At 67.3% G+C, this 24,664-nt stretch carries 23 protein-coding genes, 1 tRNA gene and 3 pseudogenes; 11 read left to right on the forward strand and 16 right to left on the reverse strand.

The genetic code is table 11. The features are described 5' to 3' along the window. Positions 1–608 precede the first annotated feature (608 nt). Positions 609–2,861, forward strand: coding sequence for a transglycosylase domain-containing protein (locus DTB53_RS26225; RefSeq protein ID WP_003967459.1), 2,253 nt, complete (start codon positions 609–611; stop codon positions 2,859–2,861). 91 nt (positions 2,862–2,952) lie between these two features. Here DTB53_RS26225 and DTB53_RS26230 read toward each other — a convergent pair whose 3' ends face one another. After that, entirely contained in the window at positions 2,953–3,417 is a 465-nt protein-coding gene (locus tag DTB53_RS26230) for a GatB/YqeY domain-containing protein (RefSeq protein ID WP_003967460.1), read from the reverse strand. A 142-nt stretch (positions 3,418–3,559) separates the two neighbouring features. Between DTB53_RS26230 and DTB53_RS26235 the strand changes: the two genes are divergently transcribed. The 3 genes from DTB53_RS26235 to DTB53_RS26245 all read left to right on the forward strand — a co-directional run bounded on the left by DTB53_RS26235 (position 3,560) and on the right by DTB53_RS26245 (position 5,507). Next, positions 3,560–4,498, forward strand: a complete 939-nt coding sequence (locus DTB53_RS26235; protein ID WP_012379821.1) for a metallophosphoesterase — start codon at positions 3,560–3,562, stop codon at positions 4,496–4,498. 133 nt (positions 4,499–4,631) lie between these two features. Further along, positions 4,632–5,405 (forward strand): Pr6Pr family membrane protein, encoded by a 774-nt coding sequence (locus DTB53_RS26240; RefSeq protein ID WP_012379822.1) that lies wholly within the window; start codon positions 4,632–4,634, stop codon positions 5,403–5,405. Positions 5,406–5,433: 28 nt separating this feature from the next. After that, a tRNA-Pro gene (locus DTB53_RS26245) sits at positions 5,434–5,507 on the forward strand. Between the two features lie 77 nt (positions 5,508–5,584). Here the strand turns inward: DTB53_RS26245 and DTB53_RS26250 are convergent. The 12 genes and pseudogenes from DTB53_RS26250 to DTB53_RS26305 form a co-directional block, all read right to left on the reverse strand. Further along, positions 5,585–6,772 carry a site-specific integrase gene (locus DTB53_RS26250; RefSeq protein WP_012379823.1) on the reverse strand — a complete coding sequence of 396 codons (1,188 nt, stop codon included), beginning with the start codon at positions 6,770–6,772 and terminating at the stop codon, positions 5,585–5,587. Continuing rightward, positions 6,769–6,990, reverse strand: coding sequence for a helix-turn-helix domain-containing protein (locus tag DTB53_RS26255; protein ID WP_042496582.1), 222 nt, complete (start codon positions 6,988–6,990; stop codon positions 6,769–6,771). Before DTB53_RS26255 ends, DTB53_RS26250 begins: the two co-directional genes overlap by 4 nt. Beyond that, a pseudogene (gene repSA / locus DTB53_RS26260) lies at positions 6,984–8,395 on the reverse strand (replication initiator protein RepSA). Before repSA ends, DTB53_RS26255 begins: the two are co-directional and overlap by 7 nt. Next, entirely contained in the window at positions 8,392–9,048 is a 657-nt protein-coding gene (locus tag DTB53_RS26265) for a DNA cytosine methyltransferase (protein WP_012379825.1), read from the reverse strand. The pseudogene repSA and the gene DTB53_RS26265 overlap by 4 nt, the downstream one beginning before the upstream one ends. Further along, positions 9,045–9,245, reverse strand: coding sequence for a hypothetical protein (locus tag DTB53_RS26270; RefSeq protein WP_042496586.1), 201 nt, complete (start codon positions 9,243–9,245; stop codon positions 9,045–9,047). The genes DTB53_RS26265 and DTB53_RS26270 overlap by 4 nt, the downstream gene beginning before the upstream one ends. A gap of 5 nt (positions 9,246–9,250) precedes the next feature. After that, on the reverse strand, positions 9,251–9,433 hold the full coding sequence (locus tag DTB53_RS26275; protein WP_012379827.1) for a hypothetical protein: 183 nt from the start codon (positions 9,431–9,433) through the stop codon (positions 9,251–9,253). A gap of 92 nt (positions 9,434–9,525) precedes the next feature. Further along, positions 9,526–9,858 carry a hypothetical protein gene (locus DTB53_RS26280; protein WP_012379828.1) on the reverse strand — a complete coding sequence of 111 codons (333 nt, stop codon included), beginning with the start codon at positions 9,856–9,858 and terminating at the stop codon, positions 9,526–9,528. Positions 9,859–9,873: 15 nt separating this feature from the next. After that, entirely contained in the window at positions 9,874–10,062 is a 189-nt protein-coding gene (locus DTB53_RS26285) for a mobile element transfer protein (protein ID WP_012379829.1), read from the reverse strand. Between the two features lie 20 nt (positions 10,063–10,082). After that, a complete protein-coding gene (locus tag DTB53_RS26290) occupies positions 10,083–10,760 on the reverse strand; it encodes a DUF2637 domain-containing protein (protein ID WP_012379830.1) in 678 nt (225 codons plus the stop codon). A gap of 81 nt (positions 10,761–10,841) precedes the next feature. Then, a complete protein-coding gene (locus tag DTB53_RS26295) occupies positions 10,842–11,039 on the reverse strand; it encodes a hypothetical protein (protein ID WP_012379831.1) in 198 nt (65 codons plus the stop codon). Between the two features lie 87 nt (positions 11,040–11,126). Next, a complete protein-coding gene (locus tag DTB53_RS26300) occupies positions 11,127–12,476 on the reverse strand; it encodes an FtsK/SpoIIIE domain-containing protein (RefSeq protein ID WP_012379832.1) in 1,350 nt (449 codons plus the stop codon). Between the two features lie 2 nt (positions 12,477–12,478). Continuing rightward, positions 12,479–12,811 (reverse strand): SCO3933 family regulatory protein, encoded by a 333-nt coding sequence (locus tag DTB53_RS26305; RefSeq protein WP_007452857.1) that lies wholly within the window; start codon positions 12,809–12,811, stop codon positions 12,479–12,481. Between the two features lie 141 nt (positions 12,812–12,952). On the opposite strand from DTB53_RS26305, the gene DTB53_RS26310 reads away from it, so the two are divergent. Together DTB53_RS26310 and DTB53_RS26315 are read left to right on the forward strand one after the other, a co-directional pair. Continuing rightward, positions 12,953–13,726 carry a GntR family transcriptional regulator gene (locus tag DTB53_RS26310; RefSeq protein ID WP_012379833.1) on the forward strand — a complete coding sequence of 258 codons (774 nt, stop codon included), beginning with the start codon at positions 12,953–12,955 and terminating at the stop codon, positions 13,724–13,726. A 22-nt stretch (positions 13,727–13,748) separates the two neighbouring features. Continuing rightward, positions 13,749–14,258, forward strand: a complete 510-nt coding sequence (locus DTB53_RS26315) for a GNAT family N-acetyltransferase (RefSeq protein ID WP_012379834.1) — start codon at positions 13,749–13,751, stop codon at positions 14,256–14,258. A gap of 629 nt (positions 14,259–14,887) precedes the next feature. Here the strand turns inward: DTB53_RS26315 and DTB53_RS26320 are convergent. After that, positions 14,888–15,949 (reverse strand): DNA cytosine methyltransferase, encoded by a 1,062-nt coding sequence (locus DTB53_RS26320; RefSeq protein ID WP_236586392.1) that lies wholly within the window; start codon positions 15,947–15,949, stop codon positions 14,888–14,890. A 156-nt stretch (positions 15,950–16,105) separates the two neighbouring features. Here DTB53_RS26320 and DTB53_RS26325 point away from each other — a divergent pair, with 156 nt between their 5' ends. The 3 genes from DTB53_RS26325 (at position 16,106) to DTB53_RS26335 (ending at position 22,073) form a co-directional block, all read left to right on the forward strand. After that, entirely contained in the window at positions 16,106–17,299 is a 1,194-nt protein-coding gene (locus tag DTB53_RS26325; RefSeq protein ID WP_012379836.1) for a restriction endonuclease, SacI family, read from the forward strand. Between the two features lie 1,107 nt (positions 17,300–18,406). After that, a complete protein-coding gene (locus DTB53_RS26330; RefSeq protein WP_012379837.1) occupies positions 18,407–18,745 on the forward strand; it encodes a hypothetical protein in 339 nt (112 codons plus the stop codon). Between the two features lie 961 nt (positions 18,746–19,706). Then, positions 19,707–22,073 carry a hypothetical protein gene (locus tag DTB53_RS26335; protein ID WP_042496594.1) on the forward strand — a complete coding sequence of 789 codons (2,367 nt, stop codon included), beginning with the start codon at positions 19,707–19,709 and terminating at the stop codon, positions 22,071–22,073. A gap of 211 nt (positions 22,074–22,284) precedes the next feature. Here the strand turns inward: DTB53_RS26335 and DTB53_RS26340 are convergent. Next, a pseudogene (locus tag DTB53_RS26340) lies at positions 22,285–22,858 on the reverse strand (helix-turn-helix domain-containing protein); the annotation flags it as partial. On the opposite strand from DTB53_RS26340, the pseudogene DTB53_RS26345 reads away from it, so the two are divergent. Beyond that, positions 22,857–23,000, forward strand: a pseudogene (locus DTB53_RS26345) (molybdopterin-dependent oxidoreductase); the annotation flags it as partial. The pseudogenes DTB53_RS26340 and DTB53_RS26345 overlap by 2 nt on opposite strands. A 363-nt stretch (positions 23,001–23,363) precedes the next feature. After that, positions 23,364–24,170: an SGNH/GDSL hydrolase family protein gene (locus DTB53_RS26350; RefSeq protein WP_003967500.1), complete on the forward strand. Its 807-nt coding sequence runs from the start codon at positions 23,364–23,366 to the stop codon at positions 24,168–24,170. A 51-nt stretch (positions 24,171–24,221) separates the two neighbouring features. On the opposite strand, the gene DTB53_RS26355 is transcribed toward DTB53_RS26350, so the two are convergent. Further along, positions 24,222–24,650, reverse strand: coding sequence for a nuclear transport factor 2 family protein (locus DTB53_RS26355; RefSeq protein WP_172595296.1), 429 nt, complete (start codon positions 24,648–24,650; stop codon positions 24,222–24,224). Between the last annotated feature and the right edge of the window lie 14 nt (positions 24,651–24,664).

Consider the following 24,664-nt stretch of genomic DNA (forward strand, 5'->3'; position numbering starts at 1 on the left):
CGCAAGGGACTTCTCGCGACATACGGGGCGATTTCGGGAGCGCCTCGATGGCTACGTGAAGAACCATGCGGTTGCTCATCCGCCGGGCGAAGAATGACCAGAAGATGCGCATGGGATGGCTGGGGACTTGATACGGAACCGGTCTGCTGTGACAGTTGAGAGCAGCTTAGGCCAAGGCCTCTCCGTCTGTCCGGCGAATGAGAACGTAGGCGCCGCGCGTGCGCGCGCCCGCGCGGCGCCGCCGGCCGAGCCCCTCTCCCGCCGGAAGACGGCCAGGGACCCGCAGGGCGGGCACGCGCCCTTCCGGATGACACGGCCGGCCCTTCCGGATGCCGCGGCCAACCCGGTCGGATGCCGCGCCCACCGCCACCGGAAGACCGCCACGGACCCCGCAGAACGAGCGCGCCCCCCTTCCGGATACCACGGCCGGCCCTTCCGGATGCCCCGGTCGACCGGTACGGATACCAGGGCCGACCGGTCCGGATACCACGGTCGGCCGGTCCGGAAGTCGCGTCCGAGCCGCCCGGATGTCACGGTCCGGTACCCGAACGCTCCGAGAGGCCCCTGCTCCTGCGACACGTTCATCACTACGGATTAGGCTGCCCCCTATGCCAAAGAAGCGCTCGGGCGGGGGTCTCACCACGACCCAGCAGGCCGCCAAGTTCCTCGGTGTCGCCGCGCTCTCCGGAGCTGTCCTGGCAGGCATCGCGCTGCCCGCAGCCGGAGCGCTGGGGCTCGCCGCCAAGGGGACGGTCGAAGGGTTCGACGAGATCCCCTCCAACCTCAAGACTCCACCGCTCAGTCAGCGGACCACGATCCAGGACCGCGACGGCGGCACCATCGCCACCGTGTACTCCCGCGACCGCACGGTCGTCCCGCTCAAGGACATCTCGCCGCACATGCAGGCCGCGATCATCGCGATCGAGGACTCCCGCTTCTACGAGCACGGCGCGGTCGACCTCAAGGGCATCCTCCGCGCGATGAACCGCAACGTGCAGGCGGGCGGGGCGGCGCAGGGCGCGTCGACCCTCACTCAGCAGTACGTGAAGAACGTCTTCGTCGAGGAGGCGGGCGACGACCCGGAGAAGGTCGCCGAGGCCACGCAGCAGACGCTCGGCCGCAAGGTACGCGAGCTGAAGTACGCGATCCAGGTCGAGGAGGAGCTCGGCAAGAAGAAGATCCTGGAGAACTACCTCAACATCACGTTCTTCGGGCAGCAGGCGTACGGCGTCGAGGCCGCCTCCCAGCGCTACTTCTCCAAGCACGCCAAGGACCTCAACGTCCCCGAGGCCGCGCTGCTCGCCGGCATCGTCCAGTCGCCGAGCCGCTACGACCCGGTCAACGACACGGAGGAGGCGACCAAGCGCCGCAACACCGTGCTGGCACGGATGGCCGCGGTCAAGAGCATCTCGCAGGCCGAGGCCGACAAGGCCATGGAGACGCCCATCAAGCTGGACGTCTCCCGTCCGAAGAACGGCTGCATCACCGCCGTCAGCGGCTCCGGCTTCTTCTGCGACTACGTCCGCAAGACGATCCTCACCGACCCCGCCTTCGGCAAGACGGACGAGGACCGGGCCAAGCTCTGGAACCTCGGCGGTCTGACCATCCGGACCACGCTGGACCCGCGCGCCCAGAAGGCCGCCAACGAGGCCGCCACCGCCAAGGTGAACAAGGACGACAAGTTCGCGGCGTCCGTGGTGCAGGTCCAGCCGGGCAGCGGCAAGATCCTCTCCATGGGGCAGTCCCGCCCGTACGGCCTGGACCAGAAGCAGAACGAGACCGTGCTGAACCTCTCCGTCAGCAACAAGATGGGCGGCAGCACGTACGGCTTCCAGGTCGGCTCGACGTTCAAGCCGTTCACCGCGGCCGCGGCGCTGGAGAAGGGCATCAGCCCGGCGACATCGTTCTCGACGGACTGGAAGATGACGCTCAAGGAGCGGGACTTCCGGAACTGCAAGGGTTCACCAGCCGGTTACGCGGACTGGGCCCTGCAGAACGAGCTGGAGTCCGAAAAGGGCACCTGGGACATGACGAGCGCGCTCGGCAAGTCCATCAACACCTACTTCGCGCTGCTGGAGCAGAAGGCCGGCCTCTGCGAGACCGTGGAGATGGCCAAGAAGGTCGGCTACGAGCGCGGCGACGGCAAGAAGGTCGGCGAGTACCCGTCGATCACCCTCGGCGGCGAGGTCAGCACCCCGCTCTCCATGGCCGGCGCCTACGCCGCGTTCGCCAACCGGGGCACCTACTGCACGCCGATCGCCATCGAGTCCATCAAGGACCCGCAGGGCAAGAAGCTCTCCGTGCCGAAGACGTCCTGCTCGCGGGCGATGAGCGAGAGGACCGCGGACACGATCAACCAGATGCTCAAGGGCGTCGTGGAGGACGGCACCGGTACGCAGGCCGGACTGAGCGACCGGGACAACGCGGGCAAGACCGGTACGACCAACGACCGCAAGGACGCCTGGTTCGTCGGGTACACGCCGAACCTCTCCACCGCGGTGTGGGTCGGTGACGACGTCGGCGAGAAGAGCTCGATGTTCGGTGTCACCATCGGCGGCCAGTACTACGACAAGGTCTGCGGCGGCTGCCTGCCCGGTCCGATCTGGCGCATCGCGATGACCGGGGCCCTGGACGCGGCGGACACCCCCGGGTTCAACCCGGTCTCCGTCCCCCGGGGCAAGGAGAAGGAGGACAAGGAGAAGGGCGACCGGGACCGCGACCGCGACGACGAGGACCGCGACGACGCCAAGCCCGGCGGCGACGGCAACCGGTTCCCCGGCCTCGAACTCCCGGACGGCGCGATCGGCGGACCCGGCGGTGGCGGCGGACGGGGCCAGGGCGGCGGACAGAACGGTCCCTGACCCGTAGCCGTACTCCTGAATGACAGAAAGGATGGGCGCCCGGTCCTGGACCGGGCGCCCACCCTTGTCTTCTCCGTCCCTGCCGCGTGTCTCAGCCGGCGAGGAGCCTCTTCACCGCGCCCGCGACCCGGCCACCCTCGGCGAGCCCGGCCACCTTCGGGTTGACGATCTTCATGACGGCGCCCATCGCGCGCGGCCCCTCGGCGCCGGCGGCCTTCGCCTCCTCGACGGCGGACGCCACGATCGCGTTCAGCTCCTCGTCGGAGAGCTGCTTGGGCAGGTAGCCGTCGAGCAGCTCGCCCTCCGCCTTCTCCCGCTCGGCCTGCTCGGTCCGGCCACCCTGGGCGAAGGCCTCGGCCGCCTCACGGCGCTTCTTCGCCTCCTTGGCGATCACCTTCAGCACCTCGTCGTCGGAGAGCTCGCGCGCCGACGTGCCGCTGACCTCTTCCTTGGTGATCGCGGTGAGGGTGAGCCGAAGGGTGGACGAGGTCAGCTCGTCACGCGCCTTCATGGCCGTGTGGAGGTCTTCCTTGAGCTTGGACTTGAGCGTGGTCATGCCGCGATTGTGACAGGTGCGGGGCCGGAGTCGCCCACCGGTTTGCCGACCACCCCACCCGGTTCCCCCGGCCGCCCCACCGGTTCCCCCGGCCGCCCGACCGGTTTTCCGCTCACCGTTCCGCTTCTGCGACGATGGGCGCATGCGCGCACGCTACGGAGTACCCCTGAAAGTCACGGCAGTCGGCGCGGCGGTCGGCGTCGCCGGACTCGCCTACGCCGCCGGGTTCGAGGCCCGCTCGTTCCGCCTGCGACGGGTCACCGTTCCCGTACTCCCGCACGGAGCACGCCCGTTGCGGGTGCTCCAGGTCTCCGACATCCACATGGTGAGCGGTCAGGGCAAGAAGCGTGCCTGGCTCCAGTCGCTGGCCGGCCTGCGCCCCGACTTCGTGGTCAACACGGGGGACAACCTCTCCGACCCGGAGGCCGTGCCCGAGCTGCTCGACGCGCTCGGCCCGCTGATGGAGTTCCCGGGGGTGTACGTCTTCGGCTCCAACGACTACTACGGCCCCAAGCTCCGCAACCCCGCGCGCTACCTCCTGGAGAAGGCCCGGGGCAAGCACGGCCTCAACGGCAACGCCCCCGCGGTCGGCGTCGTCCACAACCCGTGGGAGCCGATGCGCGACGCCTTCGACGAGGCGGGCTGGCTGAACCTCTCGAACACGCGGGGCCGGCTGAAGCTCGACGGCCTGGAGGTGGCGTTCACCGGTCTGGACGACCCGCACATCAAGCGGGACCGCTACGCCGAGGTCCAGGGCGGCCCCGAAACCGGAGCCGACCTCTCCATCGGCGTGGTCCACGCCCCGTACCTGCGCTCCCTCGACGCCTTCACGGCCGACGGCTACCCCTTGATCCTGGCGGGCCACACGCACGGCGGACAGCTGTGCATCCCGTTCTACGGGGCACTGGTCACCAACTGCGACCTGGACACCGACCGGGTGAAGGGCCTGTCGAGCCACACGGTCGGCGACCGGCGCGCCTACCTCCACGTCTCCGCGGGCTGCGGCACCAACCGCTACACCCCGGTCCGCTTCGCCTGCCCGCCCGAGGTCACCCTGCTGACGCTGACACCGAAGGCCTGAGCCGGGACCCCGGTGGGGCGGGATCCGGCGGGGCAGAGGCAGGCGGGGCGGTGCACGCGGGCGGGGGCAGGCGGCCCGCAGCACGCCGGCCGGCGAGTCGCGAGGGTCTTCCCACCCGCTTACGGTACGCATCATGACCCCGCCCCGGACCACCCTGCTCCCCCGCCCCCGGGCGGCAGAGGTGCTCCCGGACCCCGCGGCGCGCCGCCGCCCCTGGGCCGCGGCCCTGCGCGCGACCGCGTGCGGAGCCGCCGCCGCGGGCCCGGTCATCACGCTGGCCACCGGCCACGCGGCGCCACCCGCGCTCATCCACTTCACGGTCCTGGCGAACCTCCTGGTCGCGGGGGCTTTCGCGTGGTCGGCCGTACGTTCCTGGCGAGGCGGCCCACCGCTGTCGCCGCGGCTGTGGGGCGGGGTACTCCTGCTCGCCGCGGTCACCGCCCTGATGCACCACCTGGTGCTGGTGAACCACGGCGGCCCCCCGATGAACGCCTCCCACGGCGGCCCGGCCCCGGGCGGCGGCTGGTCCGCCACCGCGAGCCTCCTGCTCCACACGGCGACCCCCTCCGCCGTCGCCGCGGACTGGCTCCTGCTGACCTCCCCCCGCACCCTGCGCCTGGCCCACATCCCCCTCTGGCTCTCCGCCCCCGCGGCCTACCTGGCCCTCGTCCTCGCCCGCGGAGCCCTGCTCTCCCCCGACGCCGGGGCCCGCTACCCGTACCCGTTCCTCGACGTCGACACGTACGGCTACGCCGGCACCCTCACCCAGGCCCTCGCCCTCGGCCTCCTCTTCGCCGCCCTGGCCGTCCTGATCACCACCGTGGACCACCTCCGGCCGAACGTGGCGGGGTGGTTCCAGCACCGGAGAAACCGGATTTCGCCTCCGGCCGCCGGTGGGCTAAAGTAATCGATGTCGCCGGGAGACCGGTGGACATCGGGGTGTAGCGCAGCTTGGCAGCGCGCTTCGTTCGGGACGAAGAGGTCGTGGGTTCAAATCCCGCCACCCCGACAGCTAAGCACCAGGTCAGAGGGCCGGTACTGATTTCAGTACCGGTCCTCTGGCGTTGTGCGTGTCTATCTGCGTGACTACCGCTCCGGAGGCGCAGGAGTACCGAAGATGCCGTCCATGGCCGTCGCGCCGGTCTGGATCACCGGGCGGATCTGCTTCCGGTAGACCTCCTCCGTGACGGCCGTGCTGGAGTGGCCCACCAGCCGGGAGATCTCTTCGAGCGGGATGCCTCGGTCGGACAAGATCGAGACGAACGACGTCCGGGTTTCCCGGGTGGTCCACTCATGGGGCTTGAGGTCGACGCCCGGCATCTGCGCGGCCCCAGCCAAGACCTTGCGGAACTCTCGCCGGACGTTCGCCGCGTCCAACTCCGTGCCGACCGCCGAAGTGAACACGAGCCCCGATTCCTGCCACTGATCACCAGCCGCGACACGCTGCCAGCCCTGACGCTCACGCTGGACCTTGAGCGCGTCGACAGCCCGACCCGGCAGCGCGAGTGTACGGCGGGACTTCCTCGTCTTGGTGTCGCCGGAGCTGCGGACCGAGCGCCAAACGGCGATGTGCGGCGGGATCTCCGGGGTGACGGTCGGATCTCCGTCGAGGTCGACATGATCCCAGCGCAACGGACGCATCTCCTCGGTACGGCCACCGGTGAGGAGCGAGACCACGACGTACGCGTAGAGCGGTGAGTCCTCGGCAGCCACGAGCACGGCGTCTGCCTGCTTGAGCGTGAGCGACTTGGACGGCCGACCGGGACGGCCGGCGGGGACCGAGCACAGCTCGACGACGTTGCGCTTCACCTTGTCCCTGGCCATGGCTCGCTTGACCGCACGGTTGAGGCACGAGCGGATGGCCTCCAGCGATCGCGTGCTGAGGACCTTGGTCTTGTCCGCAAGCCACCTGTCGACGTCATCAGCGCTCAAGTCCCGGAGCTTCCGGGCGCCAAGGGAAGGGATCACGTGGGTGTTGCAGAGGGTCGTGTTCGTCTCGACGGTCGACTTGTCGCGGCCCGAGAGCCCGTACGCAAGCCAATCCGTCACCGCGTCCCTGACGGTGTAGCCCGTTGGCGCGATGGCAAGGCCATCCTCGAAGTCCCGCAGCACCTCCTTCAGCTTGGCCTTGGCCGCAGTCTTGGTCTTGCCGCTCGCCCGCTTCACGATCCGCTTGCCGCTGGGGTCATAGCCGAGGCTGGCCGTGGCAATCCAACGTTGCCGCTTCTCATCCCAGTGCAGCCCACCGTCACCACGACTACGCCGCTTAGTCACTGCTCAGCCCCAGCTTCCCGCTCCAGGAGCGCAACGTAGTCAGTGATGGCGGAAGCCGGAACGAGGCGGGTCCGCCCTTCCTTGACGGTTCGGAGACGACCAGCACGGATCAAGTCGTAGACAACGCTTCGGCTCAGCCCCAGCACCCTCACAGCATCGGGAACGCGGTACAGGGCCGGAGGGATCGCCGGTCCCCCAATGTCGAGTACGGTCACCATTCCTCCTCAGGGCTCAGCAGTTCGGCTCGGTGTTCGCGGGCGGTTTCGCGGTTGTGTTGGATGTCGCGGTGGATGTTGGCGGCGAGCCAGGATTCGCCGGGGGTGTGGCCGTTTCCGGCGTAGGTCCAGTGCGCGAGTGTGAGCGTGGTGGCTTCGGGGTGGTCGTCGGGGTCGGGGAGGCCGAGTGCGGTGCGTTGTTCGGCGGCGCGGTAGTCGGCGCGGGTCTGGCGGAGTGCTCCGAGGGTGGTGGAGTAGGCGCGGGACTTGGTGGAGAAGTGGCCGCGGAAGCCGAGCATGTGGGCCCAGTCGCGGAGCTTGCGTTCCGGGTAGGCGTGATGCAGGTCGAGGCACGCCTCGATCAGCCGGCGCGGGTGCTCGGGAACGTTGAGCAGCACCAGGGCTTCCTTGTTGCCGACGCGGTGGTCCACGGTGCCGGTCGTCTCGGCGGCTTTGGTGGCGTACTTGGCAACGTAGGAGGCGACAGCCTGTTCGGTGAGGTCTTCGCCGTTGCCGAACGCTCCGATGGGCTGCACGTCGAGCTGCGTGCCCCACCGCAGCGTCCAGCCTTCGTTGAACCCAGCTTCCGGGTTGGCGGGCACGTCGACCTCGACGCGGGCGGCGGCGGCGCGGATCGCGTCGTCCAGGAGGTCATGGGTAGCCCAGGCCGGTGGCGGGGTGTCGGGGCCTTCGGGTCCGTCGAAGCGGATCACGGCGTGGAAGTGCACGGCTCCGCGCTTCTGGTACTCGGCGACCTTCCCGAAGGACACCTTGGACTGTTCGCGGGCGGCTTTCTGGGTGAGTCCGGCGCGGCGGGCGATTTCGCGGCGGAGATAGATCGTGAAGTAGCGCCAGAGGTCGGAGGCGTGGTTGTTCCACAGCACCGCCCCCGCGTAGTCGTAGGTGTCCGGGTCCAGCGGCGTGCCCAGCTCCGGGGCATCCTCAGCGTGCCGGACACCGCAGCGGCAGGGCCGGGTGCCGGGCCGGTTGTGGACCGGACCGAACGACGGGGCCGTCAGCGTCGCGAAGACGCGGGGGTGATCCCGAATAGTGGTGGGGGTGCCCTTGTCCGGGTCGCCGGTGAGTCCGGCGCGGATGAGGTGGTAGGTGTCGCCTGCGTAGGTCCAGGCGCAGGCGGGGCAGCGGGAGGCGCGGCGGTTGCCGCAGGCGACCCGCAGGCGACCCGCAGGCGACCCCCGGGCTCGGCGTCCGTCGAGTAGTGGTGGAGCAGGGTGCCGGTTGCCCGGTCGATGGTTTTGGTTGCTCCGGTGAGGTGGATGGGCTGGGAGCAGCCGCCGGTGCGGCGGAGTTGTTCGGTGAGGCGGTCGAAGCCGGGAGACCCGGCCACCCTCAGCAGGTCGGTGAGGGTGGCCGGGTCCAGGCCCGCCGTGGTGGCGGTGTCGCTCACGCGGCCACCTCCAGGCGGGAGGCGAGCAGGGCGGTCGCGATGTGGTGGGTGTAGGCCGGGGGGATGCATTCGCGGATCCCGTCGCGGTTCATCCAGGGCACGCCGATGTCGGTGCGGGCTTCCTGCACTCCGCTGAAGTTGCCGACGTAGTGGGCGAAGTGGCCGGCCGCGCGGGGGCGGCCCATCTTGGTCAGGGGTGCCCAGTGGGCGGGGTGGCGGGGCGGGGTGAAGGTGAAGGTGCCGCCGGTTTCGAAGAGGCGGTGGCGGTAGGTCCGCATCCCGAACGTGGCGGCGCACAGGGTGACCGGGTCGCGGAGTTCGCGGTGGGCTTCTTCGACGTTCTCGATGACCCAGGGGCGGCCGGTGGCTTCGAGGGCGGCCCGGGTGGGGGCGATGAGGTCGGGGTGGTCGCGGTGCTGGATCTTCTGGGCGCGGCTGTAGCGCTGGCACGGGGGCGAGGCGTGGATGAAGTCGAACTCCGCCCCGTGCTCGCGGACGTAGTCGATGGCGTCGGCCTGGATGAAGCGGAAGGGGTAGCGGGGCTGGGGGGCCAGGTCGATGCCGGTCACGTCGAAGCCAGCTCGGTGGTAGCCCATGGCGGCACCGCCCTGGCAGCAGAAGAGGTCCAGCACCCGGAGCCGGTTGGTAATCATCGGCGGCCACCACCGTTGCGGTGGGCCGGGCCGTGGTTCGCGGCGTAGCCCTCGACCAGGGCCTTGACCTGGCTGTCGCCCGTCGCGGTGGTCGTGGCCCCGCAGTGGCAGACGGCCGAGCCGGTGGCGGGGGTGTTCGGGGAGGGCTTGCTGACGTGGAGGCCGGGGCGGTCGGGGGTGGGGGTCAGGTCGGCCATGGTGCTCACCGGCCGGTGCGGACGAAGGCGCGGGCGGGGGTGGTGTGGCCGGTGCCGTGGCAGGCGGGGCAGTTCGCGGTGATGGTCTGGCGCTGCCCGTCGGGGGTGGTCTGGCCGGTGGTGATGGTGACGGTGGGGAAGTTGTCGCAGTGGCCGCAGATCGGCCGGGGCGGCATGGGCTGGGGCATGATGGGATCTCCCTTTCGGGTCCGTTGGATCTGGAAGTGGTGGGCACCCGGGACGGCGGAAACTTGGCGGTGGAAGCCGCCCCGGGGGCCGGTTAGCGGTTGTTCGGGCTGTTGAGCAGCGAGCGCAGGACCACGGCGCACACGGCGACCGAGGTGGCGGTGATCGCGGTCGCCAGGAGCATCGAGACCAGGACCGTCCCGACGACCAGGACTACGGCGGTCCCGGCGGCGGCGACGACGAGGAGCGAGCCCGGGGTGAACCGAACGGCCGGCCGGGCGGGCGGAGCAGCCGGAACCGGGGCCGGGGCGCTCGGGGTGTGGTGGCAGGTGCAGGCCGGGGGATGCACGAGGCCGGTGAGCGGCGGGACGAGGGACGTGCCGGGGGTGGGTGCGGTGTCCGGGGGCGGGATCTTCGGGGTGAACACGGGCGGGGCCTCCTGTCAGGGGTTGCAGCGGTGGGTGCGGGCGGCGAGTTCGGCGGCGGGACGGCCGTGGTAGTCGGCGGAGAAGTCGCAGCGGGGTGCGGTGCAGGCGGCGACGTGCTTGGTGCGGCCCCGGCCGTCGTAGTAGGTGCCGACCTGAACGGGGCCGAAGCGGACCACGTTCGTGAAGCGGTTCGGGCGCGGCATCGCATGAACCTCCTTGCGTGTTAGGCGAGTTGGGTGGTGATGGCGTCGGCGAGGGGTGCGGGGACGCCGAGGCGGGCGCGCAGGGTGGCCGAGTCGATTCGGGCACCGGTCGCGGTCCGGTGGGCGTCGGCCAGCTTCCGGGCGTGGTCGAGCAATGCCGGAGGAACCGCCGCCGAGGCAGGAGCCGGAACAGGCACTGGGGTGGGCTCGGCGGCCGGTGCTGGCGGAAGTTCCGGAGCCGGTTCGGGAGCCCGTTCCACCGTCACGTCCGGGACCGGATCAGTGGCCGGGGCAACCGGCGGTGCGGCAGCCGGGACGGGGGCCGGTTCGGCGGGTGCGGTGGTGGGGGTGTGGACGAGGAGGGTGCCGCCGAGGAAGGCGAGGGCGGGCCATCCGGCGACGAGGATGCGGAGCCAGGCGGGAACGTCGTTGAGGTCGAGGAGTCCGGCGGTGGCGACGTTCGCGCCGAGCGAGGCGGCGAGGGCGATGATGAACCAGGCCCAGGCGGCGCGGTTGTCGGCGGTCGTGCGCATGCGCCGCCAGGCCGCGACCAACAGGAGATCGACGCTGATCGGGTAGGCCCAGGCTTTCCAGCCGTCCTGCCCGGCGGCTTCGGCCAGGTCGTGCAGGTGGGCGAAGGACAGGGCACCGGCGATCACGGCCTGGATGAGTACGGCGTCGATGCGGATGCGGGACACAGGGGTTCACCTCCTTTCAGGGGTGGGCCGGTGCCGGGGCGGGGAATGGGCCGCCGCCGGGCACCGGGCGGGGAGGGGTGGTCAGGCGTCGGGGTTGGTGCCGGTGCCGAGGCAGTTGAGGCAGAGGCCGTCCTGCTGTCCGACCGGGCGGCGCTTGCGTCCGACCCGCACCGTGATCGCGACGTTCCCGGTCCCGCCGCACGGCTGACACAAGGCCGGTTCGACCGGGGCAGGGGCGGTTGTGGTCGGGGTTTTGGTGGTGGTCCGACGGGTTGCCATGGCGGTGGTTCCTTCCGGTTCCGGGCATGGGTGGGGTAAGGACCCGGCGCGAAGCAGTCACGCCAACTGGACTTGCAGGTGCGGGAGTTAGCCGGTTGCCGGGCTGGGCTTGAGGAGCGGTGAGCCCGGGGCCGGGGTGGCGGAGAGGGCCGGCCGGAAGGGTGCCAGAGCGGCAAGGTGCGGGGTGAGGTGCGCGTACTCGTGGCAGACGGCCACGGCTTGGGCGGGGGTCATGGCGGGGGTGCGGATGCGGGACCAGCCGCCGGAGGAGTCCCCGGCCACCGCGACCCCGGGACGGTCCGGCGGGATGGTGGTTGCGGCGAAGACCGCTTCGGGGGCGATGTCCCCGAGAGCCATCTCGGCGGTCTGCTTGTCGTTGACCCGGTGCACCACCCGCCCGGTGAGCTGAGCCCGCAGGGCGGTGGCTCCCTTGCCGAGGTCGGAGCCGAAGCGCTGCCCACAGACCTCCAGGAAGATCCCCACGGCGCGGGCCATCTGCGCGAGCCGGATCATCCGCATCACCATCCGGTCCCGGCGTTCCTCGTCCTTCTTCACGGCGACGAGGAACAGCTCGGCGACCTCGTCGACCAGGACGACCAGCGGCACCGGACGCACCTTCGCAGGCAGGGCCCACAGGTCCGAGACACCGTGGGAGCTGAGGAGGTCGAAGCGCTCTTCCATCTCGCCAACGAGGGCTTCCAGCAGGCCGTCCGCCTCGTCCGGTGTGATCGCGAGGGCGGAGAGGCGGGGTGCGTAGCCGTGCTGTTCCACCCCGCGTTTGCAGTCGATGCCGACCAGGCCGACCGGGAGCTTGGCGAGGCCGGAGATGAGGTTGCGCTGATACATCGACTTGCCCGACTGGTTCGCGCCGACCGTCAGGGCGTGCGGGACCTTCTGGTAGTCCCGGACGAACGCCGTGCCGTCCTCCCGCAGCGCCACCGGCACGACCAGCGGACCGGCGATGATGTTGCGGGGCAGGCAGCGGGGCATCTTCACGCGGCGCAGGACGTCGTAGCCGGTCATCCGCAGGTCCACGAACCCCGGCTTCACCTCGACCACGTGGACGGAGTGGACGCCCCAGGCGTGGCGGAGCCGTTCGGAGGCGGCGGCAACGTCGGCAGGCTCCAGACCGGCCGGGAGGCGAAGCGTCGCCTTCATGCCGGTGGTGGAGTAGCGGACGCGGCGGACCTGCGGGGGAACGGGCTGGACTTCCTGGCGGGCGACGTTGCGGACCATGAATGCCCGCAGGCGGGACGGCTGGACCGTCAGCCCGCACACGTCCATCGTCGCCCGGTACGTGACCGAGAAGCGGACCCGGGCGACGGGGGCACCGACCAGCGACCAGAACACCCGAGGAGACCGGGCCTTGGCGTAGCCGAGGCCCCCGGCGGCCGATAAGGCCCCCGCAACCTCGATCACCGTGGACAGGTCCGACATGATCAGGCCCCCAGCGGAGTCACAGCGACCGCGCGGAAGCTGATCCCGTGCCGGGTCTGGCCGTTGAACGTGTTCTCCCAGTCGCGGGCCTTGAGGCCGACGACCGTGACCGGTGTACCGGGGGCCAGGTTCTCCGGGACACCCGTGTTCGGCACGGTCACCTGGTACAGGTTGCCCTCACCCTCGTCCGCGACCAGCAGACCCACCGTCGCGAGCGGGGCACCGGTCTCCCGGTCGATCGCGATCTCACCGGTCTGCTTGCTCACGAGCTTCGGCGTCGGAGGCGTCGCCACGAACACGACAGCGGTCGAAACATCGATCTTGAAGGACGGCATGAGCGTCTCCCTCATCGCGTGGGGCAGCACGAGAAGCGCCAGCCCCAACTGGCTTGAGCCACTTACTGGCTTAAGCCAGTTGAGCACGTTGCCCGAGGCGCCGTCAAGCTTCTGGCTTGAGCCAGTTGCTACGCTGTCGGCATGACCTCGTCCGAGCCCTCTACTCAGCAGCCAGCAAGCAGACGCATCGCGGAAGAACTACGCCGACGGATCCGCGACGGAGAGATCCCGGCCGGTGAGAAGTTGCCTTCGGAGCGCGTCTTGGCCGAGGAGTACGGAGCCGCTCGCAACACGGCACGCGAGGCTGTGCGACTGCTTGCGGAGCAGGGTCTCGTGACTGCCAAGCACGGGCGGGGGGTATTCGTCCGCGAGCCGCAGAAGCTGTTCAGATTCGGGAGTGATCGGTACTCGATCAAGAACCGGGAGACCGGGCTAACCCCGTTCCGGCTGGAGGCACAGCGCCAAGGGAAGACGCCCAGGATCGACGTGCTGTACATCGAGCGCGAGACGCCGCCGCTTGACGTGGCGGAGCGCCTCGGTGTGGCCTCGGCCGAACAGAGCGTCGTGCACCGGGAAAACCACTACTTCGCAGACGACGAACCCGTTCAGATCGTCTCGACGTACCTCCGGTGGGACGAGGCGCAGGGCACCTTGCTCATGCAGCCGAAAACCGGCAAGGACGGAATCTACGGGCGGCTTGAGGACCTAGGTCACGTCATGACGCGGGTCCGTGACGAGATCAGCGCGCGGATGCCGACGCCGGAGGAAGCCCGGTTCCTCCAATTGCTGCCAGGCGTGCCGGTTCTGGAGGTGCTCCACACCAGCCTTGATCAGGACTTGCAGCCGTTCGAGGTGTCCAGGTACGTACACCGAGCCGACCAAACAGGACTGCTCTACGAACTGCCGGTTGAGTAGACCGCACTGGAGGGGGAAGCGCATGTCAGCAGCCACAGTTCGCCCGCGTGAGTCACGTGACCTTGCGGAGGCGGCAACGGTTCTCACCGCCGTACACGAAACAGACGGATACCCAGTCGAAGGGGTGAAGGACCCAGAAGCTTGGCTGTCTCCAGATGGACTTCTGGCGGCATGGGTCGCGGAACTCGATGGACATGTGGTGGGGCATGTCGCCATCAACAGCCCGCAGCCGGGGGAAGAGGTAGCTCGGCTCTGGAGGGAAGAGAGCGGTGACGACGACTCCCACATCGGGGTCCTGGCCCGACTCTTCGTGGCGCGTCAAGCACGAAAGGCGTCCGTCGGCAAACTCCTCATGGAAGCCGCTACGGCCTACGCCCGAGACAGGCACCTGCGCTTGGTGCTGGAGGTCTTGACGAAGGACGCAGCCGCGATCCGCCTCTATGAACGCCTCGGCTGGCAACGCATCGGCGAGGCCGTCCACACCTTCGGAGGCAAGCAGGTCGACGCCGTCTGCTTCGTGGCACCCGCCTGACGACGAGAGCTGTTACAGGTTTCTCTACCTCATCAAGGCACCCGGCTGCGCTCCGCTCCGCCGGGCGCGCTTCCCGGCTCTGGCTGCGCCCGCGCTCCTGCCTTCGGCCCGCTCGGCGCTGCCGCCGCCGACGCGCGCCCGCTGTGTAGGCCCGTTGGGCATGAGACGAGAACCAAGTCCGCGGCTTCACGACGATGCCTCCGGCGGGGGCGCTCAGACTCCGGGATGGACGGGGCACCGCTCGCGAGTGCCGGCCGGAGCGGGGCGAGCGTCGAGGGGGCTCCCATCCCGACCACCTTCGACCCAGGCAGAGCCGAGCAGTCGCGGCCCAGGGCGTCAAGGTCGTTCGTACAGTGGCGCGCTCCACCTTGACGCCCTGAACCACGACCGCTCCACGGTGTGTGGGTCGAAGGCGGACGGGATGGGAGCTGGGGTGAGTGGTGGGTCCTGGTGCGGAGTCCCTATAGCGCCGAGAGCACAGGCATGAACTGCTACCACGCATGCGTCCCGCCACTCGCAATGAGCAACGGGACGCTGGGGGTGTGTTGACCACGGGTCTGAGTCCGCCGGAAGCGTGTCCCAATTTAAGTCACGTATAGGCCACAAAGCAAGGCGCCTGAGGGACAGAATCAGTCGACCTGTGCTGCGACAGAACCAACGACCTTCTCCGCTAGCAGCGGCGGCACGCAGTTGCCTACCTGCGCTTGCACCGAGGTGCGCTTCCCCACGAACTCGAATTCATCGGGAAAAGTGAACAGACGCTTCAGCTCCGGTACCCGAAGGCGCCTGTTCTCCCAGTGAAACGGTCCGATATAAGGGCCAGGCTGAGCCTGGATAGTGGGAGCAGGGCGATTGGGATCCAACTTGAGCAGGAAGGACCAATACTTCGATCGCCACTTGAATTCAGGGTTCTGATGCCCACGCTCTTCGGTGTAATGGAGATAGTTTTCCCCTGGGGGAATATCGGGCAACAGGTGACCGTACTTTCCGGCGACGACTTCGCCCGGCTCCGGTTCTGCCATCAGCCCCTCGAGCGCCTGACTCGTCGTAACGTGAGGCTGCTCCGTTGTCCCGGTGGCGCGGCGCTCCCACTTTCCGCCATGAGTTGGATCTGGATGCTGGGGAACTTTTTTGCCTTTAGGCACCCCAATCAAAAAGAGCCTTGGCCTAGCCTGTGGAACACCAAAATCTGCCGCATTCAGAACTTTCGACTCACATGCGTAGCCAGCCTCGTCGATTTCCTTGAGCAAACGCTCATACGCAGGCCGCGACGCCTTATTGTTAAACGTTAGGGCGTAGACGTTTTCCAGGACGAAGGCACGCGGCTTTCCTTCGCGCAAGATTCGCGTATAGGACTGCAGCAGGGAAGCTCCGGGATCGAGACCCTTGCGCTTGTACTCAAGCCAGAAGCCAGACTTAGAAAATGGGGTGCAAGGAGGGCCGCCCACCAGTAGATCTGGACGCTCACGACCCTTGAGGCCAGCGGCGCCGAGAAGCTCCTTTGTGGGGACTTCCAAGATGTCTCGCTGGATCACTTCGGACTGGAGGTGGGAGAAGTTCTTCTCCATCGTGGCCACGGCGTCGGCGTTGTGCTCGACAGCGGCACGTACCTCGTAGCCCGCCGCTTCCACACCGAGGTCGAGTCCGCCGGCGCCGGAGAACAATGAGATTGCGATGCCATGACTTGTCACAGAGGACAGAGTGCCAGACGTGACTGACATCGAGGGCCGAGACCCTCGAATCTGCACGCTGCGTGTTGAGCTGCGGGCGCAGAGTACCTAGAGGAGGGCAGGTGTGCGACCCTGGGCGCCGTCACGCCAAGTCGACCATGACGCTCGGGGAGAAACATGCCGCAACACGGGGGCAAAAAGGTACTCAAGGTAAATAAGGGACAGGCGCAAGCCAAGTTCCTCGAAGCGCTTGCGCTTGCTCAGTCTGGAAGTGACGAACTTCCCAACGAGTGGATCGTACGTACTCGCCAGGTTGGGCACGCTAGCAACGCAACGAACACGCCCCTTCTGGGGACAGCACTGCTAGCCAAAGCAACCAACAAAGACATCAACGCTCTTGCCCTCCAAACCGCGGTTCACCGCGGTTACTCCGCCCGTGGCGTGGCCAAGGGCGTACTGGTGCCGATGTGTGTCGAGCATCAGATCGACCTCCGGACAACCGGGGCTGAACCGCTAAACAATCAGCCTTTCTTCTCCAAGGCGCAGGTGATTAAAGATCTAATTCCAGAAAGTAAGCCCACAGCCCGAAGTGAACTCGAGTTCTTGATTCAATGCCTCGAAGCTGCCGACTACCTGGAAGGAGAAAGCGCACTATACGCCCTTGCCGCCTTCCTACGGGTACGGATCGAGGACGGCAATAAGGCCACCGTTCTTACGCTGGCGGGAAGCATTCTGACGCTTCCCATACTGAGCGGGCTGACGCGAGATTTTATTAACAAAAACCGCGAGGGAGGTCGCCGGGGTCAAGCCTTGGTGGCAGCCTGCCTGGACCTCGTGCATCCAGGAATGGTTCGCGCTGACGCGATCAACGACCCTAGCCGAAAAATCCCAGGCGACGTGGCGATCGAGATCACAGAAGAACCTAACGGCGCGGACTTGCTAATTCCCTTCCCTGAAAAACATGAATCGACCAAGGAATCAAAAAACACAACTGTCGTATTGAGCGCAGAAGCAAAACAGAAAGTGGTCACGCAAAGCGAAATTCTGCAATTCGCTGAACGTCTAGCAGCGGCAGGGATCGGTAAAGGCTTGTACGTCGCAGTAGATCCTAACCAAGCAGACCTAGAAGTTGAGGAACTCACACAAAAGACGCAGGACCGTAACGGTGTCACTTTGAGGGTTATCACCGATCCAGAGCGACTACTAGAAGAGGCCATCCAGTGGTCACCCTTCCCGCTTGAGCAGTGCCTCCAGTCTTTTCCTCAGCTACTCGTTCAACGGCTGAAAGACTTCCATTGTGGAAAAGACAGTCAATACGAGTGGGCAGACTTGCTCTCCGCCGCTGCCTCGGAGGCCGATCTTGATCAGTGATCCCAGACTCAGAGTCAGGTAGGAGCCAGCGTCCCGATGAGTGTCTAACTGCGTGACAACGCAGGCAGCCGGCTGCGGACAACCACGGATGCCGGTGGATGATCAGCCCAGGCCAGAGGACCCCGGGCCCCAGGTCGAGCACTCCCCGAGTTGCTTCGGGACGAAGAGGTCGTGGGTTCAAATCCCGCCACCCCGACAGCTGAAATAGCAGGTCAGGGGCCTGATCCACTTAGTGGATCAGGCCCCTGACTCGTTTCTGGGGACGTCTTGGGAGCCATTTGGGAGCCGATCTCGGAACCCGGCTCCCAAACGGCTACTCCGCAGAATCCCCTACAAGGCCGCGCTGAGCGCTCAAAGCACGGCCGCCCTCGCCCCTGGCACCCTGTAGGCCGGTGGCCGCGCGGGCGTGTCCGCTGTCAGCCCAGCGCACCACAGCCACCGTGATTCGCGGCAGGCTGAAAGGCGGGGCGGCGACCGTTACCCGTGGTCACTGTCGGCGCCGGTAGCTGATCCGCATGGCGTAGCGCCGACTGGCATCAGTCACAGGGGACCGTGTAGGTGAGCTCGCGGCAGGAATGCTGGACATGGAGGGCGTGGCGCCCCCACCTGCAGGGCGCGGACGCGCAGCGCAGTCTTGACGACATCCACGCGATGGCCGGTGGGGCTGCCCCCATCGGGCGGCGTCTCGCTCGTAGGACCAGAGCATGGGGCCGTCACCGAAGAATTCGACGCAGCGGTCGAAGACAGCAGCGCGCATGCCTTTACCCTCCACGCCGGCGATCTCGTCGAACCAGACGCGACGATCCCTACGTCGCTCAGGTACTCGTCTCATCGGAGCACCGCGAGAGCGTTGACCACATAGTCCAAGGCCCGGCACGCCGCGCGAGTGAGGGTTCAGCGTCGGGGAGCGCACTACTCGGGCAGTTGTCGAGCCGTGGATGAGCAGCATGGCGCTGATGGCGATGGGCGCCTCACGCTGATCATGCCCGCTCACGCTGACCTACATTCCGTGTCACCGGAGGGTCGTCCCCGGACTGCCCCTTCCACCGTCACGGTTCCACATCAGGACTTCCCAACTCCATTATTAACTCAGTAAGCTACATAGTTATGGACTTCACAATTATCAAGCACGCGGTCGAGGTCGACCACGGCATCAAGCGCCTCTCCATGCACTTCATCAAGAAGCACGCTGCACCGGAACGAGCCCGGCTGAGCGCGGAGTTGTGTGCACAGATCGGTGAGGAGTTCGACAGGCTCGGGCTCTCCACGCTGCCGCGAACGCTGCCGACTTCTGAGAATGAGTTCGTATGGGTCATCCAGCGCGACAGCGTTCTGGGCGAAGTCGCGGATGTCGCCGCCGCCTTGGCGCATCTGGACAAGCTCGGGATGAATCCTCTCCCCCAGGTGTTTGACAACTACCCCAAAGCCAAGAGCAACCTGAGCTGAAGGGACGTACAAGCGCCACGTACAACTCCCACATGCCGCGTACAGCAACAAGCGTATCTATGTTTCCTGAGCTAAAAAGTGACCTCGTGTGCTCGCGACTGGCCCGTATGGTGGTCTCAACAGGCGTCACAGGCAACCTTGGTGACGCCACAACACCTAGCCTCTTAGGCAACGGCACCGTCAGGAGTCACAGATGAGCAACGCTGACGAGATACGCATCCCGCGTGACGAACCCATTTTCATCGTCGGTACCTCCGGACGGCTGCCACTTCGGACCATATGCGTGCTTGAACTGATGGGCTCAGAGGTTCCGTGGTACCGACATAGATGGATCACTCTTCTCGGTGACCGTCTACGAATTGCCACGACAGAGCCGATACCACATCCAAGCAGGATCGTCAACGGCAAGTATGGCGCCCGTACGAGGTCTGTCAACGTGAGAGCAGCGCAAGCGCTTGGCCAGCAGTGCGCCAGGCGATTCGCCGAGGCGCTGGATGAGTTCCCCAAACCTCTCATCGCCCACATGCCCAAGCAACACTCGCAGCAGGCCGAACAGCGCATGCTCAGGTGGCTGTGCACTCGGCTCGCCGGACGCCCTTCAGGGCTGGCCGTCATCCATACCAGTCAGGGGATTACGTGGTACCGCCTCACGACGGACGGTCCGGTTTTGGAACCGCTGCCTCCGGAATCACCTGCACTGATGGCTCTCCCCTGCCCTGCTGCTGAGGTGGAGCTACTCCTGACACCCGCAAAACTCGGGGCTTACGCCGCTTATCAACATCGGTGCTACCCACACGTGAGCTACAGGCCGACCTGGCTCCCCCTTGAGCTGCCTTGGGCAGATGAGGATATCGCACAAGAAATCTTGACATAGCGGCCCGGCGGCGAGTTCACGCGACTCGCCGCCCTCCGCTATGACCGCTGCAGACCAATTTGGACACAACATTGGAGATCTGTGCCCATGACCACTGGCAAACCCGCTTCCCTTTCCATCGACGTCCCCTGGGGGACGGACGCAATCCGGGTAACCAACATCTCGCCCCACCTCCCTGCCGACTCGACGGACAGCCATGGCGAGGTGGTGACCGCAGCAGGCCGGGCCAATCCGAGCACCTGGCTGCCGGACACTTCATGGGGAGCCATAGCGCGTGCAACAACTCGCCCCGACGCATTGGCGGTTCAGCTCCGCCCGACGGCGGACGAGCCCTCGGGTCTCCTGATGATCGAAAACGTCGAAGGAGCGACACTGCGGTCGGTTGTCACCCGTGTCCTGCTGAGCGAACTGTTCCCCGGTCCACAGCCCCGTACTGGCATGGAGGTATCGGAGGTTCCCGACCCGCAGGTACACGGGATCATCCATGAGGGCCGTCCCGGTGCGATCGTGCAGTACCGCTACGAGAGCCTCGCCCACCTTCGAAACCACGTGTGGCAGACCATCCACGCGACGCTGTCACTGAACAGCTACGCGACTTCCATCCTCACACGCTCCGTCACCCGCAACCTGATCACCCATCCTGTCGAGATCGTCTTCGAGGACGGTACGGAGGCGATCCACCTTCTCGTCGTCCGTGACGGCATCACGCGACTCGCCAGCGCCTGGGCGGTCCTAGCCGGGCATGGGGCCGACCCCGCCTCGGTAGCCACCCTGGCCACCGAGGCACTGCTCGGCAGCCCTTCTGCGGCAGGGACGTCTACAGGCCCCGGTCTCGGACAGCGTCTGGCAACCAGCCGGGCTCAGTGGCGGCAGGAACTGCGGGAAGAATTCCAAGATGAGATGAAGGGGGCCACGCCCGGGCTTCGGGCCGCTCAGATTGCCCAGTCCTACGTCGTTCCGGCGCAGATCGCCGTCGGGGTCGAGGGGCACGAGGGCCGCGTGCTGTCTCCCGAGGACATTTTTGACGACGCCATTCGTTCAGTACTGGCTTCTGTACACGTCGAGTTCAAGCAGTGGGACGCGGCGGCCCAAAATGTCGAGGTCGTCACCCGAGCCCTGAAGCGGATCATCCAGCAAGGCGACCCGCGATGGAACACAGCCGAACTCCAGGCGGTCTACGGGCTTGCCGTCGGCCGCATCCCCGTGGCCGAGCTCCCACAGCTATTCGGAGGTAACCCGGCTCCTCCCGGGACTGCTCTCTGGCGTGCCATCTACCTGGTCAGCGCCCTGACGCGGCCGGATCTCCTGGAGCTTCTCAAGGACCAGGCCAAGGCCATCAAGGGCGGCCAGCGAATGAGCATGAAGGGGTTCGGCGAGCTGCTCGGTCCGATCATCGATCTGCCCTGGCGCGCGAAGAAGAAGCTCGTCACCAAGCAGGCCCGAAATGCATGGAACAACGGTGGTGTGCTGTCGAAGGACGTCACCGAGGGTTGGACTCCGCAACCCACTGACGATTTCACCGAGCTGATCGCATTGGCCATGAACGGCGACGATGACGCCCGACGCACCCTGGCTGTGGCCGGCGGTGTCGCGCTGATCGCCGACAAGCTCCTGACCAGGAATGTCGGCTCATCGCTAGGGGCCAAGAAGGAGAAGGGCGGCGTCCCTTTCCGGTCGGACGTGAACAAGGTCATCGAGGGACTCTCGCGGCCAACGAACGAACTTGGCCTGTGGACCCTCGCGCTCGCCGCCAATGCGTTCCGCAGTGACGACCTGCCACAGAACTCCGTGCCCAAGCAGAGCCTGACCGGCAAGGAGTCGACAACGTCCGCTGAGCCTCCTTACGTGCACTTCAGGGCCGATCTCGATGCCCCGGACCGCATCGCCCGCGACGCCAATGGTGTGCCGATCCCCCTTTACGAGTGGGATGTCGTCGCGGCCTCGGCCCCGGAGCGTGCGGCACAGGCTGTACCACAGCCACTGATCACTGGTCCGGTGACGGTTCTCGTTCCGGCCACCCCCTCTTCGGACGATGAGACTGCACGGGCCGACGGCGACGCCACTACCAGTGGCCCTACCGACGAGGAGTCCGTCACAACGACAGACCCGGTGGCGGAGCAGGGGGCCGAGGGCGCTTTGTCCACCATCCCCGCCCAGCCTCACCCCGCAGAAGGCGCTCCACTGCCTCCCAGCCAGCGCGCCGCCACACATCGGGAGGCCCTACACCTCGGAGTGCAGGGCGCCCGGGACGCCCTCGACCATTTGCATGCCCTTGAGCCGGAAGTTGGGGACCACACGCCGATCGTCCCGGTGAACCAGCTGGACGAGTTGCACAACCTGCTGGTCGGCATTCTGACTGACGTAGAGAACCTACGGCGCAGGACGGTAGAGGCTCGTGCCTCAGAGGGGGACATCTCGGAATGTGACGATTCCGAGGAGATGGTCTTGGGCTGACCAGCAAACGCTCGTAGCTCAAGTTTCCCCGCGACAGCAAAACGGGTAAGGATCGGTGCTGGGATCACACCGTCCCTGACTCGCAACCGAAGGAATCGAGCGCCCCAAGTCCCCTCGGCGTGGTCAGGATCGCTGGGCGGTCCAGGCCCTTCGAGCGACGACGAAGCGCCTGTGCGCCTCTACCCCACGGGGTAGAGGCGCACAGCTGGTGCTATTCCAGGTCACGTGCTTGCCTGCGTGCGTACAGAAGGTCGCGGAGCACGCGCACCGATGACGTAGGACACATGGCCAGCCGCGAGTCGAGAGCTGCCTCCCACTGTCCGGACAGGCCGTGCATGAGCCGCTTTCGCATGCCCGGAGTGACGTGGGCGTAGCGCGCAGATACGGAGCCGTCGATATGGCCCATGCGCTGGTCCATGAGGACCTTCTCGGTACCGATCCATCACGGTTCTATGGGTGTGGCGCAGGCCGTGGGGTGTGAGGCCCTTGGCGATCGGGAGCCAGCAGGCGTCGGCCCGGTTGCCGGCGCCGCGCCCCCGCACTGGCACGCCGGGCCACGGCTCGCCGAGCAGGGGAACGGGGCGCGCTTCTTGCGGGGCCTTCTTCGGGTACCAGCCTGACACCGCCGGGGTGAACAGCCAGGTCCCGAAGCCGTTCCTGCGCCAGTGCGCCGCATGTTCCGCCACGACTCCGCCACGCACGAACCCGAGGTCGTTGACGGCCCTCTCCACCCGTGTGCGGGTGGCGTCGGCGACGCGGTCAGGGTGGTTGAGGACGTTGGAAATCCTGCTGGCCACCCGGCTCGACGGTCGCGGCCTCGATACGGCGGGCAGCCAGCTCGTGGTTCCCTCCGACCGCTGCGGGGCCAGGTACGTCAGTGCGATCACCCGCGTCTGGGCGGGCCCCTACGGGTCCCTGACGGCATGACACGGGTCGGCGACCGGGTGGAAACCCGGCGTCGCCGCCCTCACCCTTCCGGGTGAAATCGTCGCTGCGGCGAGGCGCCAACAGCCCCTTCCGCACCGCGCGCCGCCGTCCACCCGAACCCTTCCGGACGCACAGGATTTCCCCGAACTTCGGTGTTCCGGCACGGAGTTGAGGGTTTATCTACGCGCGGAGCACAGGACACCGAACGATCATTCGGGCATATCAGACGACTTCTCGCACGGGCATTACCGGCTGGTACCGCGAGCTGCTAGAAACTGCATCGCTCCCCCCAACCCCCCACCTGTCCCCCACAGCTCGTTCTTCCATCCCCTCATCCCCCCACGTTTCGAAGGGCTGGCAGCCATGTCAGTACGAAGAATTCGCGCGTCCGTCGTCACTCTCGCGCTGGCCGCCGCGGCCGCGCTCGGCGTCGCGGGGCCCGCCTCCGCGACCGACTCGGCCGCCGCGGGCGGCTATGCGGCACTCGGCGACTCCTACTCCTCGGGGGTCGGCGCCGGAAGCTACCTCTCCGACAGCGGCGACTGCCGACGCAGCACCAACGCCTACCCCTACCTGTGGCAGGCGGCGAACTCTCCCGCCTCGTTCGACTTCGTCGCCTGTTCGGGAGCGACCACCTCGTCCGTGGCGAGCAGCCAGCTCGGTGTGCTCAACGCGTCCACCTCCCTGGTCAGCGTCACCGCCGGAGGCAATGACGTCGGGTTCGCCGACGTCATGCAGGACTGCGTGCTGTCCAACGAGGCCACCTGCATCAACAGCGTGAACAACGCCGTCTCGCAGATGAACAGCACCCTGCCCGGCAGCCTCGACGCGCTCTATGACGGCATCCGGGCCCGCGCCCCGCAGGCCCAGGTCGTGGTGCTCGGCTACCCGCGCTTCTACCAGCTGTCCGGCAGCTGCGTCGCCGGACTCTCCGAGGCCGAGCGGACCGCGATCAACAACGCGTCGGACGTGCTGAACGACGTCATCGCCAAGCGGTCCGCCGACGCCGGGTTCACCTTCTCCAGCGTGGTGGACGAATTCACCGGACACGAGCTGTGCTCCGGCGACGCCTGGCTCCACAGCGTCACGGTGCCGGTCTACAACTCGTACCACCCCAAGGCGGCGGGGCAGTCGGGCGGCTATCTGCCCGCCTTCCGCTCGGCGGTGTAGGACCTCCGGGAGCAGGCGGCGGTTCACCGGGCGACCGGTGGGCCGCCGTTCTCAGTAGCGCTCGACCAGGTGCTCCCGGCCGGCCGGAGGCTCGTACGACTCGGGCCAGAAGTCCGTCACCCCGGTGATCAGCCCCTCCTCGTCGAACGTGAAGAAGTGGATCGCGTCCAACTCCTCGCCCGGATCCCCCTCCTGGTCCCCTGTCACCGTGAACCCGGTCCTGGCCGCGGCCTGCCGGCCCTCCGCGTCGGCGACGATCCGCTCGACCCGGACGTGCCAGTCGCCCGGATACTCCTGGTTGAACCGGAGATACCGCTCCCTGCCGAGGATCCGCTCCCGCGTCTGCGGCAGTTCGTACACCACGTCCTCGGCGAGGGTCGCCCCGAACCCGTCCCAGTCGCGCGCCTCGGCCGTCGACCAGTACGTCTCCACCGCCCCGCGCAGCGCGGCCGTCGTCGTCCCCGAACCGCTTCCCGTCATCTCGGTCATGAGGA

The organism is Streptomyces griseus, assembly GCF_900460065.1.
In the GTDB taxonomy this organism is placed as follows: Bacteria; Actinomycetota; Actinomycetes; order Streptomycetales; family Streptomycetaceae; genus Streptomyces; species Streptomyces griseus.